This is a genomic window from Halogeometricum borinquense DSM 11551 (assembly GCF_000172995.2).
GTDB classification, from domain to species: domain Archaea; phylum Halobacteriota; class Halobacteria; order Halobacteriales; family Haloferacaceae; genus Halogeometricum; species Halogeometricum borinquense.
This window is the reverse complement of record NC_014729.1, coordinates 491,036-503,944: the sequence shown is the minus strand read 5'-3', so window position 1 is coordinate 503,944 and position 12,909 is coordinate 491,036. Positions and strand designations below refer to the sequence as shown.

The window sequence follows — 12,909 nt, the reverse complement described above, 5'->3', positions numbered from 1 at the left end:
TTACTCGACCGCGACTCTGTCGAGCGCGCGAGCGACGATTGCTGCTCCGGTGTCGTCGCCGTCGGTTCGGATGCGATGCGCCCAGACGCTTTGTGCTTCGGTCTGTACGTCGTCCGGGATGACGTAGTCGCGCCCGTCGAAGACGGCACGGGCCTGCGAAGCGCGGACCAGCGCGATGCCGCCGCGAGGACTCACGCCCAGTTGGGCGTGTTCGCGGGTATAGCCCGCAAGTCGGGAGACGTACGAGCGGACGGGTTCACGCACCGTCACCTGCGAGACGGTTCGACGGGCCTGCAACACGTCTTCGACGGAGGCGACCGGGTCCAGCGAGTCGATCGGATGATCGCCCGTGACGCGGCCGAGCAGTTCCGTCTCCTGTGTTTCGGAGGGATAGCCGAGTCGCAGTTTCTTCATGAAACGGTCGATTTCGGCAATCGGGAGTTCGTACGTCCGGTTCGGTTCCACGTCGTTCTGCGTGGCGATGACGGTGAACGGGTCCGGAACGCGGTGTGACTCCCCATCGACGGTCACTTGCTGTTCTTCCATCACTTCGAGGAGAGCGGCCTGCGTCTTCGGCGGCGCGCGGTTGATCTCGTCGCCGAGGACGACGTTGGCGAACACGGGTCCCGGCTGGAACTCGAACTCGCGGGTCTGTTGGTTGAACACGTTCACGCCAGTCACGTCCGACGGGAGGAGGTCGGGCGTAAACTGCACGCGCTTGAACGACCCGCCGAGCGAAATCGCCACGGCGCGGGCAAGCATCGTCTTGCCAACACCCGGCACGTCCTCCAACAGGAGGTGCCCGCGAGCGAGGACGGCGATGAGGATGTTCTCGATAGCGTCCCGGTGGCCGACGATGACGCGCTCGACGTTGTCGGTGATTCGCGTCGTGAGGTCGGCGGCGTCTTCGACCGGGAGCGGGGAGACGGTTGATGCCTTCGGGGTTGCGTCAGGGACGGCGTCTGCGTCAGTCATGTATGAGGATTCAAAAGGTGGGCGAACCGGCGAAGGGGCTCTCGCCCTTCCATGACACGCCTGGTAACGGCTCGCGCGCACACAGCGTTCAGTTACGGAGCGCTCGCACGTAACTTTGCGGGGTGTGGGCGATCACCATGTCGTACCGACGCCAGTTCAGTTCGTCGCCCGACGTGAGGACACGCCGTCCGAATCATCGGCGTCGTTCCCGGTCGTTTTTGTCCGTCGGTCGCCGTCTACTGGATATGAATCACGCGGACGGGACGGCGGTTCCCGAGGCGGCGTCGCAGGCGGACGACGCTCCTCGACCGGAGGGACCGCCGCAGAAGATGGTGGCGGCCCGCGAGGAACTTACGCCGATGCTCTCGCAGTATCTCGACCTCTGTGAGTCCCACCCCGACGCAATCGTCATGTTCCAGGTCGGGGATTTCTACGAGGCGTTCTGCGAGGCCGCAGAGGAAGTCGCCCGGGTCTGTGAGGTGACGCTGACGAAACGCGAAGATTCGACGGGAACGTATCCGATGGCCGGAATCCCTATCGACAACGCCGCGTCCTACCTCGAAGCCCTCCTCGACGCGGGCTATCGCGTCGCCGTCGCCGACCAAGTCGAGGATGCCTCGGAGGCCTCGGGACTAGTTGACCGTGCAGTAACGCAGGTCATCACGCCCGGCACCGTCGTAGACGACGAACTGCTCTCCGGCGCGACAGCGACGTATCTCGGAGCAGTCGCCGGATCCGGGGACGAAACCGCGCTGGCGACGGTAGATGTCTCGACGGGCGAGTGCCAAGTGACAAGCGGGTCAGCGTACGAAATCGGCGAGGAACTGGACCGCCTCGCCCCGGCAGAACTGCTCTCTGCCGCCGACGCGCCCGACTTCGAACTCGGATTCGAGACGCTGGTGTCGAACCCCGACCCCGAGGCGTTCGACGTCGATGGGGCGAGCGAGACGCTCTCAGCGTACGTCTCCGCTCCCGAATCGGTCGTCGAGAACGAGTCGGAGATGCGCGCTGTCGGCGGTCTCCTCGACTACGCCGAGTACACGCAGGGCGACGATGGACCTCTTGAGTATGTTTCGCGCGTCCGTCGTTACGATCCAGAGCGGTCCCTGCAACTGGACGCGACGGCGATTCGCAGTCTCGAACTGTTCGAGTCGCGGAGTCCGAGCGGCGGGCGTACCCTCGTCGGCGTGCTGGACGAGACAGCCTGTGCCCTCGGTCGTCGCCGTCTCACGGCGTGGCTTCGCCGCCCCTCCGTAGACGAACGGGAGATTCGACGCCGACACGACGCCGTCGGAGAACTCATCGACCGACCGCTGGCCCGCGAGACAGTGAGAGACCACCTGTCTGAAGTGTACGACCTCGAACGACTCGTCTCGCGCGTGTCCCGCGAGCGAGCGAACGCACGCGACTTACGAGCGCTGAAGACGACGCTCGACGCTGTTCCGGAAGTGAAATCGGCGCTCTCCGAGATGGAGACTGATCCGCTCCAGCGCCTGTGCGACTCGCTGGACGAACTCGCGGACGTGCGCGACCTCATCGGCGAAGCGATTCGACCAGATCCGCCACAGGAGATAACGGAAGGTGGCGTGATCCGAGAGGGGTTCGACGACGAGTTAGACGAGATTCGCGCCACCGAACGCGAGGGACGCGAGTGGGTGTCGAACCTCGAAGAACAGGAGCAAGAGCGGACCGGCATCGATTCACTGGAAGTCGGATACAATCAGGTACACGGCTATTATATCGAGGTGACGAATCCGAACCTCGACAGTGTCCCGGACGACTACACCCGGCGGCAGACGCTGAAGAACTCAGAGCGGTTCTACACGCCGGAACTGAAGCGCCGCGAGGACGAAATTCTCTCAGCGTCAGAGAAGGCCGACGCCTTGGAGTACGAGGTGTTCACCAACGTTCGCGCCGATGTTGCCGAGGAAGTCGAACGCCTCCAATCGCTTGCGGACTCGCTTGCGACGCTTGACGTGTTGGCGACGTTTGCCGCCGTGGCCGCCGCGAACGACTATGTCCGTCCGGAGATGGGGACCGACACAGTGGAAATTGAGGCGGGTCGCCACCCCGTCGTCGAACGCACGCAGGGCGAGTTCGTACCGAATCCTGCGGACTTTTCGGACGGACATGTTGCGGTCATCACCGGGCCGAACATGAGCGGGAAATCAACCTACATGCGTCAAGTCGCTCTAATCGCCATCCTCGCGCAGGCGGGAAGTTTTGTCCCGGCACGGGCCGCGCGACTACCGATTCTCGACCGCATTTTCACCCGCGTCGGAGCCTCCGACGACATCGCGGGCGGACAGTCCACGTTCATGCGTGAGATGGCCGAGTTGACCGATATTCTCCACAACGCGACCGAGGACTCGCTGGTCCTCTTGGACGAAGTCGGACGAGGAACGTCCACGACGGATGGTCTCGCCATCGCCCGCGCGACGACCGAGTTCGTTCACGACGAAGTCGGCGCAACGACGCTGTTCGCTACTCACTACCACGACCTGACTGCGCTCAGCGAGCGCCTTCCCGAGGCGTTCAACCTCCATTTCACCGTCGAGAAAACCGAACGCGAGAGCGGCGAACCGGACGTGACGTTCCTGCACCGCGTTGCCGACGGTCCCTCGTCGTCGTCGTACGGTGTCGAAGTGGCGAAGTTGGCTGGCGTCCCGTCCACGGTAGTCGAACGTGCGCGAGAGTACATCCGAGAGGCCGACGGGGCGGACAATGGACAGGCGGATAGAGCGGTCGAAACAGCCGAGGCCGCCGAAAGCGATTCACCCACCGCGACCCAAGCGACGACGAACGGTCAGGATGGCCGACGGGCCGGGAACGAGGACGGAACCGAGACCGGGAACAAACCGGTCGAACAGGAGGGCACAACCTCCGCACCGAAAGACGGCACCCTCGCCGCGTACGTCGATGGGATCGAAGCGACGGAGACCGACGGCCGAGTGACCTCCGACGCAGAAGACGATGTGTTGGACGAGATTCGCTCGCTCGACGTTGCTGGAACGACGCCGTTGGAGGCCCTGAACACACTCGACCGACTGAAACAGCGACTCGACGACTGAACGGGAGACAGCGACCGATAAACTGTGACGACAGAGACCGACAGACGCGTTCGAAAACTCGACGAGGAGACGGTTGCGAGCATCGCCGCCGGAGAGGTGATAACACGCCCCGAAGACGCGGTAGTGGAACTCGTAGAGAACGCGCTCGATGCCGAGGCGACGCGCGTCGAAGTGACCGTCGTCGGCGATGGGACGGACCTCCTACGAGTCCGGGATAACGGCCGCGGGATGTCGGAGACCGACGCCGCACTCGCCGTCGAACGCCATACGACAAGCAAACTCGGCGACGTCGCCGAGGGAACCTCGGAAGGCCACCGGACTTCATCCGGTGACGCCGCCGACCTACAAACGGTCTCGACGCTCGGATTCCGGGGCGAAGCCCTGCCGAGCATCGCCGCCGCTGGGACACTGGAACTCGTGACGAACGACGGCGGTACCCGCGGGACACGCGTCGTCGTCGCCGAGGATGAGAAGCACGTCAAACCCATCGGTCGAGCGCGCGGGACGACTGTCGAAGTCCGTGATCTATTCGCCGAGATACCCGCCCGCAGGCAGTCGCTCGCGTCCTCGCGCGCCGAGTTCGCGCGCGTTTCCGACGCCGTCTCGCGGTACGCCCTCACCCGACCCGATGTGGCGTTCTCGCTCGTCCACGAGACGGGCGGGGAGTCGCCCGACGGCGGCGGACGCGAAGTGTTCTCCACGTCCGGAAGCGGCGACTACGCTGACGCCATCCTCGGCGTCTACGACCGCGACGTGGCCGGCCGGAGTTCCACATTCGAGAGCGAGCGCGAGATAACGGACAACGGCGAGACAGTCACCGTCAGCGTCGAAGGCCTCCTCGCGCATCCGTCGGTCACACGCTCCCGGCGCGATCACATCTACACCGCTGTGAACGGTCGTGCATTCCCGTCGGAGCCGCTGCGGCGCGCCGTCGTCGCGGGCTACGGTGACGTACTGCCGGACGGCCGCGCGCCCGTCGCCGTCGTCAGTGTCTCGCTCCCGCCGCCGTGGTGTGACCACAACGTCCACCCAGCGAAGCGAGAAGTACGACTCCGGGCACAACGAGCGGTCGAACGAACCGTCCGCGAGGCGGTCCACGACGCCCTCTCGACGGCTGATCTGCGCCGAAGTGAGGACGTGGCGATGGATCTCGACTCGACACTGGAGCCGGTTGACGGCGAGGAATCCCGTTTCGACGGCGTGCGCGTCATCGGCCAGTTCCGTGATCTGTATCTCCTCTGTGAAGCCGACGACGACTTGCTCGTCATCGACCACCACGCCGCCCACGAGCGCGTGAACTACGAACGCCTGCGAGCGGCGGTCGGAGCGGGAGAAGTCAACGCAGTCGAATCCATACCCATCGACCCGGCCGCGACAGTCTCGCTGTCGCCCGCGCAGGCCGCCGCGACCGCGGAGTGGCGTGACGAACTCGCCCACCTCGGCTACGAACTCGACTCATTCGGCGGGGACACCGTTCGCGTCCGAGGCGTGCCCGCACCGATGGGGCGGGCCGCGGCACCCGAGAGCGTCCGCGACGCGCTGGATGCACTTCGTGGCGGGGAGACGCCGGGCGATGCCACGGATCGACTGCTAAAAGACCTCGCCTGTCACCCGTCATTGAAAGCGGGCGACGCGTTGAACACCGAGGAAGCGACGCGACTCGTCGAGCGACTCGGGTCGTGTGAACAGCCATACGCGTGTCCGCACGGACGACCTACGGTGCTGTCTATCGAAGAGGAGACGTTCGTCCGCGGGTTCGAGCGACGTTCGACGCGAATGGGATGATGGGCTGCGTTGACCGCGCCGGCTACCACGCCTTACAGTCGGCGCAGACCTGTGCGTCCGTGTCCTCGTCCAGCCACAAGCGTTCGACCATCTCGCCGCAGGTGGGGCACTCGACTCCGTCAGGGTCCCAGCGGTAGGTACCAACTGCGGGAGACACGGTACCGGAGTCACCGTCTTCGAGCGTGTCCGTTTGTACGCTGCTGTCGGGCGCGTTCTCGTCCGCCTCATCGTTCGTTTCGGCCGATTGCGCCGTATCAGTTTCAGACTCAGCAGACGAGTCGCCGCCGACGAACTCGTCCAGCGAGCGGTCTGTCGTCACGGTTCCCTGATGTGAACGGTCACTCTTAGCCGTACCGACCGGGAGCCGACAGGAAGCGTCTGCAACTGCAGGCCGCTGTGGCCGAGGAGTAGTGCGAATCCTCAACACACAAGTAGAGGGACTCCGAAGGGGGTCTATGGTCACACTCATCGACTTCGTCATAGAGTTGGTCACGAGCATTGTCCGACTCGTGCTCACGTTCATTTTCGACGTGTTCCTCGGCGTCGGCCCAATCAGTGCCCTCTCGTTCCTCTTCGGAGCCGCGTTCGTCACCGCCGCCAGCCTCGCTCTGGGCTACTTCGTCCTCGGTGCGGCACTGAACAGCGTCAGCGGCTTCGGTGCGAGCGCGCCCGACGCGTCGCGTCGGCGGCGAGCGTAATCGCCTCGTCCGGGTTCGGACCGAGGGGCGACCCGACTACCACGCCGTCTGCGTGTTCGAAGACGGCGGCCATTCGGTCGGCGACGGTGTCGGGGGTTCCAGCCATCGAGAACGCATCGATCATCGCGGGCGTCACGAGGTCGAACGCCTCCGAAAACGCCCCTGCCGAAATTTTCTTTCCGATGTCGTCCGCCAGCGAGGCATCTATCCCGTGTCTGTCGAGGACCGGCGGGGCGGCACCGGACGCGATGAACGCGACGGGTGGTCGGGCCGCCTCGCGTGCCGCCTCACGGTCCGAATCGATGCTCACACTGGCGTACGCGAGGAGTTCGAAGTCGGCGGTGTCGGTGTTTCCGTCGTCCCCGCTGTCTCCGTCGTCCCCGCTGTCTCCATCGTTTCCTGCATCTCCACCATCTGGCCGCTCCGCGATTCCTTCCTCGACTCGCGCTCGCGCCCACGCCACGTCGTCCGGGTGCGACCCGTTGAACAGTAAGCCATCGGCGTGTTTACCCGCCATCCGGCACATATGCGGTCCCTCGCCACCGACGTAGACGGGAATCTCGCCGGGCACGTCGAAGTTCACGCCTGCGTTCTGCGCCTCGAACGTCCCGTCGTGGCTGACGCGCTCGCCGTCCCACACTCGTTGGGCGACTTTGAACGCTTCCAGCACAGACCGCAGGCCGCGCTCGTCTTCCAATCCGAGATTCCGCAGCGTTGAGGGGTCTCCCGGTCCGATACCGAAGACGGCGCGCCCCTCTGAGAGTTCCGCGACGGTAGCCGTCTTCGCGGCGAGCGTGACCGGGTGCATCTCGTACGGGTTGGCGACACCCGGTCCGAGTCGAAGCTCCTCAGTCTCGTCCGCAAGCCGCGACAGGGCGGCGAACGGGTCGCGGTTGTTGTAGTGACAGGAGACGAACGCGGTGTCGTAGCCCGCTTTTTCCGCGCGAACGCCGCGTTCGACGACCGCGGGAATCGGGTGCTCGGGCGTGAGTTCGATACCGAGAGTCGGGTCGTCACTCATGTTCCCATCCTCGCAGCGCCTGTCGGACGAAGTCGCCCTCGATTTCGCGGAAGTGTTTGTCGCTCCCGTCGTGGTCGCCCCAGTCGAAGTCGCGGACGACGACCACTGGTGTCCCGTCGTCGCCCTCACCGGACACGAGATTCGCGGCCGCGGCGAGTTCGTCAACGACGCTCTCGACCGTAACGCCGAGTTCGCGGCCGTCGCGGTCGGTCTCGCCGCGCCAGTCTCTCGATGCACTCATCCCGGCCCATCCGAGGGCAACGCCGCGTTGTCCGTGACGGAACGGTCGCCCGCAGGTGTCGGTGACGATGACGCGGTCTGCGGGAATCTCCGCGCGGATGCGTTCTGCGCTCTCTGCGGGACGTTTCGGGAGTAACAGCAGGTCGTTGTCGGGAACGTTCGAGCGGTCGATACCGGCGTTGACGCCGACGTGTCCGAATCGCGTCTCCGTCAGCAGGAACGGCGACTCCATCAGGAGTTCGACGCTCTCTTCGAGGACCGCCTGCGCGAACCGTGGGTCCTTCTCGTCGCCGGTAACGGCTTCGAGATTCGATGCAATCTCGCGGGCGCGTGGCCCCGCCGGGAAATCCGCAAGATCGAACAGGCGACCCTCGGCTTTCGAGACGACCGTAGAGGCGACGCAGACAACGTCATCCTCGCGGAGGTCCGCGCGGTCACGAATGACCGCCGCGAGGTCGTCGCCCGGCCGAATCTCCGGCACGTCGGGGACGGCGAAGAGTTCCATGCTCGTCGGTCGGTTCCGGACACCTAAAAAGCGGGGCGATGGTGGTGAGTGCGGCCGGTACTGTTGTCACCGACGATTGACGCGCTCACTCTCGGTGCAGCGTGACCGACACATCCGACCCTTCGACGGTAATCGTGTACATCGTCGTCTCGTCGGCCGGCGCAGCCCCCGTCGCACTCCCCGGATTCAGGAGTCGAACACCGTCTACGACATCGTCCATCACCTCGTGAGTGTGCCCCGAAATACTGATTGCGTCCGAATCGGCCACCTCGTGGACCGTAGCGGCGACGCGGTCACGGTATCCCGCTCGCGGTCCCGACCCGTGGGTGACGACGAATCGAACGGCTTCGACATCGAACGTCGTCACTTCCGGCAGGTCGAACGACCGCGGGTCGATATTACCTGCCACGGCGGTGAGGTTCGCCGCGCCTCCGGCGAGTTCGACCACCCGGTCGTAGGCGTCCAGCGAATCGAAGTCGCCCGCGTGGACGACGTGGTCGGCCGCACGAATCCGTTCTGCAACCCAGTCTGGAATTCGCTCTGCGCGGGAGGGGATGTGCGTGTCGCTGACGACGGCGAGTTCGGCTGGCATGTGAAAATCTACGCCAGATGCCGCAAAAATCGTTGTCCCGCGGGTCGAACGAAGCGTATGGCACACGTCGTCACCTGTTTCGTCCGGAACTGCGGCGCGGTGTTGCTCACCCTTCGAAGCGAAGAAACGGGGACGTACTCGGGACGATGGGCGGGTATCTCCGGATACATCGAGGGCGACCCCGACGACGCGGAGGCGGACGCGTGGCGAGAACTCCGCGAGGAGACTGGTCTGGGAGAGGACGACCTCGAACTCGTCCGGGCGGGTGAGACGGTCGAAGTCGAGGACGAGGAAGGGTCGTTCGTCGTCCATCCGTTTCTGTTCGAGTCGGACACGAGAACGGTGACGACGAACGAGGAACTGGCCGAGATAGCGTGGACGGACCCGACCGCGATACGCAATCGACCGACTGTCCCGCGCCTCTGGGAGACGTGGCGACGCGTCGCCCCAACCGTTGAAACCGTGCGGACGGACCGAACGCACGGGTCGGCGTGGATTTCAGCGCGGGCACTCGAAGCGCTTCGAGACGCCGCTATCGAGGCCGATGACTGGGCGGCAGTGGCGAAGATTGGGCGCGAACTCCGCGACGCACGGCCGAGCATGGCCGCTGTCTGCAACCGCGTAAACCACGTTCTCTCGACTTCCGAGCGAACACCCGAATCGGTGGCGACGGTCGCAATCCGGGAACTCGATGCCGCATTCGAGTCGGACGAGAAGGCGGCGCGAACACTCGTCCGTCGTCTCCGCGATGCCGAGGTGTCGGGCGTAGCGACGCTCTCGCGGTCCGGAACCGTCTCAGCGGCGCTCCGGAAACTCGACCCCACGTCACTGCTCGCTGCTGAGTCCCGTCCCGAGCGAGAGGGCGTGACGGTGGCCGAAACAGTGGCCGAGGAGACGGACGCCGCGGTGACAGTTACAACCGAAGCGGCGCTTCCGGCAGCGTTATCGAGGTGTGAGACGGCTGTAGACGCCGTCGTCGTCGGTGCTGATGCGGTTCATCCGGACGGAAGCGTCGTCAACAAAACGGGAACGAGCGTGCTTGCGTCGGCGGCGCAGTCGGCCGGCGTCCCTGTCTACGTCGTCGCCGCCAGCGACAAAGTTCGACCTGCTGGCACAGCGTCGAGAGACGCGGCGGACGAGATGTGCGCGGAGTCACCACACGAAGCCGTGTACGACGGCGACGCCGACGTAGACGTGTTCGCGCCGACGTTCGAACGCGTCTCTGCCGACTTGGTGGACGGACTCGCTACGGAGAAGGGGCTACTGGATGCTGCTGCCGTGCGGCGCGTCGCGGTGGAACACGCCGAACACGCGGCGTGGACGGACTGAATCGAAGAAGACTCGTCTTCGACGCCGATTCGAGGGCAAAGAACGGACTTTTGAGGGCCTGGTGAGTAAGCACGGATGGTGGCAGTGACGACAGTTACCCCCTCTGAGCCCCTTGTGACGAGGACTTTTCCCGAGCCACCGTTCAAACCGTAACCGCAGAGACAGTTCTCCATTCGAAGGGTGGTGCGAACATTTCGCACAGCCACGTGGCCGTCATTGTCGTCACCGACAAACGTCTACCGTGTCTCACCAGCGCCGATTCGACCGGCGACGGGTTCTCTCACTAGTCGGGAGTGCCTGCGCTGGTCTGGTAGCCGGGTGTGCAGCACCTCGTGCGGGACCGACCGGGGACGCTGGAGTCGGATCGAGAAACGCTCGAACCGAGTCGAATGGGACGGTCGAACTTGAATCCGGTCCGGGGCCGAGAAATCCCGACCACGTGGTCGAGAACGGATTCCCGCGGACGCTTTGCGACCGACCGCCCGTCAAAAACGTGGGTATTCGCGCTGTCGTCGGCCCGGCGTACGCACGGAGTTGGGACGAGATCAGCGTTCCCGAGAAGTACCGACTCGGGGCCGAGGTCGGTGACGGACTCACTGCCCAAAGTCAAGTCGTCGGCGTCGAACGCGACGGCGCGGCGCGAGCGTATCCGCTCTCGGTGCTGTGGTGGCACGAAGTCGTCAACGACGACCTGAACGGCCCGGTGTTGGTGACGTACTGTCCTCTCTGTCAGTCGGGGATGGTTGCAAAACGTGTCGTTGACGAACAGGCCGCGACGTTCCGCGTGAGCGGACATCTGTGGCAACCGCCGCGCATCTACACCGAAGCGAGCGTGCTCGACGGACGAGCGTTCGGCGCATCCGCGACCGAATCTGACGCAGAAGTCCGAAATAGCGGGAATCTCGTGCTCGTGGACGATGCGACCGAGAGCTACTGGAGTCAGCTCCTCGCACGCGCGGTGTGTGGGTCCGCATCGGGAACCCGCCTCGATATCCTCCCCTCGACGGTGACGACGTGGGACGCGTGGCGAGACGACCATCCCAAAACTGACGTGCTACTCCCGCCGCCGCACTCGGCAGTGGCGAGAGAGGCTGAGCGACGACAACCGAGGTGACAGCCGACAGAATCAGAGCCGACTAACTGACGAATTTCAAGAGGTCGTCGCGTTTCTGCTCGTGGAAGTACGTCTGCAACGACTCGTAGAGCGGGTCGATGCTCCCCCGCTTCGCGCAGATGGGTGCGATAACGTCCGACCACTGCTTCCACGGCGGCATCAACCCGAGGCGGTCACAGAGTTCGTCCAACCGTTCGTCCTTGTCGTCCACCTTGTCCATCTTGTTGACGGCGACGACGACCGGGACACCGAGTTCGCGCAGGAAGTGGAACATCTCCACGTCGTGCGGAATCTCGTCCGGGCCGGAGTGACGGTCGATGATATCAACGACGCTCTTGCCGTCAACGACGAGGACACCCGCGAGGATGTCGTCGGCGTTCGATTCGAGATAGCGGACGATGTCGGTCTTGATCTCCTCGCGCCGGTGTTCCTCGACGCCGGACATGAATCCGAACCCGGGCAGGTCAGTGAACATGAACTTCTCGCCGCTCCAGTCGAAATGGTTCGGTTGTCGCGTCACGCCGGGTTTCTTTCCCGTCGTAAACTTCGAGTGGCCGGTCAACTCCCGCATTAGCGTCGATTTCCCGACGTTGGAACGCCCGACGAGGACGACTTCCTGACAGTTCGGGCGGTCTTCGAACATGTGGGAGAGGACGCCGTCACCGGGGTTAACGCTGACGTTGGCGACTGCGGAACTTTATACCCGAGAGCGAACCACCACGGAGTAGATGGTCAAACAGGATCTCCGCGAGCGAATCTGGGACCGGATGGAGGCAGAGGGAATCGCACGATTCCCGTTTCCACCCCACGATAGAGTCCCGAATTTCGTCGGTGCCGAAGACGCCGCCGAACGCCTCGCCGAGACGGACGCCTACACCGAAGCGTCGGTGCTGAAATGCAATCCCGACTCGCCACAGTTACCGCTTCGACGGCGCGCTCTCCACGACGGCAAGACCGTCTACCTCGCCGCGCCGCGCCTCCGCGATAAGAAACCGTTTCTCGCGCTCGACCCGGCGGAGATTCCACCGGAGGAGTACGACCGCGCACCGACCGTTTCGCACGCTGCTGAGTACGCCCGCCCCGTCGGCCCGAAAGACGTGCCGCACGTCGATCTGGTGGTGTCGGGAAGCGTTGCCGTCACGGAGACGGGGACGCGCGTCGGAAAGGGTGAAGGCTACAGCGACTTGGAGTTCGCCGTGCTGTCGGAGTTAGAAGCGGTCGATTCGGAGACGACGGTTGCAACGACGGTTCACGAGGTGCAGGTCGTCGGCGACGACGCGGTGACACCGGCCGACCACGACGTGCCGATGGATATCGTGTGTACGCCAGAGCGGACGATTCGAACTGAGACGGATCAGTCGCGGCCCGATGGTGTAAACTGGTCTGCGCTCTCTGCAGCGCGTATCGAGGAGATTCCAGTCCTCGACCGCCTGCGCGAGTAAGCCGTCGAGACCCACGAGTAGCCGTCGAGACCCACGAGTAGCCGTCGAGACCCACGAGTAGCCGTCGAGACGAACGAGGTGGCAGTCGGGATGCACGAGTAGGCAGTCGGGATGCACGAGTAGGCAGCCGAGACGCA

The 12,909-nt window shown here is 64.5% G+C and carries 12 protein-coding genes; 6 read left to right on the top strand and 6 right to left on the bottom strand.

Going from position 1 to position 12,909, the window contains the following annotated elements; genetic code table 11:
• A complete protein-coding gene (locus HBOR_RS02595) occupies window positions 1-975 on the bottom strand; it encodes an AAA family ATPase (protein ID WP_006055295.1) in 975 nt (324 codons plus the stop codon).
• A 245-nt stretch (window positions 976-1,220) separates the two neighbouring features.
• On the opposite strand from HBOR_RS02595, the gene mutS reads away from it, so the two are divergent.
• The gene (gene mutS / locus HBOR_RS02590) at window positions 1,221-4,046 is read left to right on the top strand and encodes a DNA mismatch repair protein MutS (RefSeq protein ID WP_006055296.1); all 2,826 of its coding nucleotides are present in this window, start codon (window positions 1,221-1,223) and stop codon (window positions 4,044-4,046) included.
• Between the two features lie 24 nt (window positions 4,047-4,070).
• Window positions 4,071-5,831 (top strand): DNA mismatch repair endonuclease MutL, encoded by a 1,761-nt coding sequence (gene mutL, locus HBOR_RS02585; RefSeq protein ID WP_006055297.1) that lies wholly within the window; start codon window positions 4,071-4,073, stop codon window positions 5,829-5,831.
• Between the two features lie 22 nt (window positions 5,832-5,853).
• Here the strand turns inward: mutL and HBOR_RS02580 are convergent, their stop codons facing one another.
• A complete protein-coding gene (locus HBOR_RS02580) occupies window positions 5,854-6,150 on the bottom strand; it encodes a DUF7573 domain-containing protein (protein ID WP_006055298.1) in 297 nt (98 codons plus the stop codon).
• A gap of 136 nt (window positions 6,151-6,286) precedes the next feature.
• Here HBOR_RS02580 and HBOR_RS02575 point away from each other — a divergent pair, with 136 nt between their 5' ends.
• Entirely contained in the window at window positions 6,287-6,529 is a 243-nt protein-coding gene (locus tag HBOR_RS02575; protein ID WP_006055299.1) for a hypothetical protein, read from the top strand.
• Here HBOR_RS02575 and HBOR_RS02570 read toward each other — a convergent pair.
• The 3 genes from HBOR_RS02570 to HBOR_RS02560 form a co-directional block, all read right to left on the bottom strand.
• Window positions 6,477-7,550, bottom strand: a complete 1,074-nt coding sequence (locus tag HBOR_RS02570; RefSeq protein WP_006055300.1) for a 5,10-methylenetetrahydromethanopterin reductase — start codon at window positions 7,548-7,550, stop codon at window positions 6,477-6,479. The genes HBOR_RS02575 and HBOR_RS02570 overlap by 53 nt on opposite strands.
• Window positions 7,543-8,295 carry a coenzyme F420-0:L-glutamate ligase gene (locus HBOR_RS02565; RefSeq protein WP_006055301.1) on the bottom strand — a complete coding sequence of 251 codons (753 nt, stop codon included), beginning with the start codon at window positions 8,293-8,295 and terminating at the stop codon, window positions 7,543-7,545. The genes HBOR_RS02570 and HBOR_RS02565 overlap by 8 nt, the downstream gene beginning before the upstream one ends.
• 85 nt (window positions 8,296-8,380) lie before the next feature.
• Window positions 8,381-8,887 carry a metallophosphoesterase family protein gene (locus tag HBOR_RS02560; protein WP_006055302.1) on the bottom strand — a complete coding sequence of 169 codons (507 nt, stop codon included), beginning with the start codon at window positions 8,885-8,887 and terminating at the stop codon, window positions 8,381-8,383.
• Window positions 8,888-8,944: 57 nt separating this feature from the next.
• On the opposite strand from HBOR_RS02560, the gene HBOR_RS02555 reads away from it, so the two are divergent.
• Both HBOR_RS02555 and HBOR_RS02550 read left to right on the top strand, forming a co-directional pair.
• Entirely contained in the window at window positions 8,945-10,216 is a 1,272-nt protein-coding gene (locus HBOR_RS02555; RefSeq protein WP_006055303.1) for an NUDIX domain-containing protein, read from the top strand.
• 241 nt (window positions 10,217-10,457) lie between these two features.
• Entirely contained in the window at window positions 10,458-11,330 is an 873-nt protein-coding gene (locus tag HBOR_RS02550; RefSeq protein WP_241432357.1) for a DUF3179 domain-containing (seleno)protein, read from the top strand.
• A gap of 22 nt (window positions 11,331-11,352) precedes the next feature.
• Here the strand turns inward: HBOR_RS02550 and engB are convergent, their stop codons facing one another.
• A complete protein-coding gene (gene engB / locus HBOR_RS02545; protein ID WP_006055305.1) occupies window positions 11,353-11,973 on the bottom strand; it encodes a GTP-binding protein EngB in 621 nt (206 codons plus the stop codon).
• An 85-nt stretch (window positions 11,974-12,058) separates the two neighbouring features.
• On the opposite strand from engB, the gene HBOR_RS02540 reads away from it, so the two are divergent.
• Complete coding sequence (locus HBOR_RS02540; RefSeq protein ID WP_006055306.1) at window positions 12,059-12,772, top strand: 5-formyltetrahydrofolate cyclo-ligase; 714 nt, start codon at window positions 12,059-12,061, stop codon at window positions 12,770-12,772.
• Window positions 12,773-12,909: the final 137 nt, after the last annotated feature.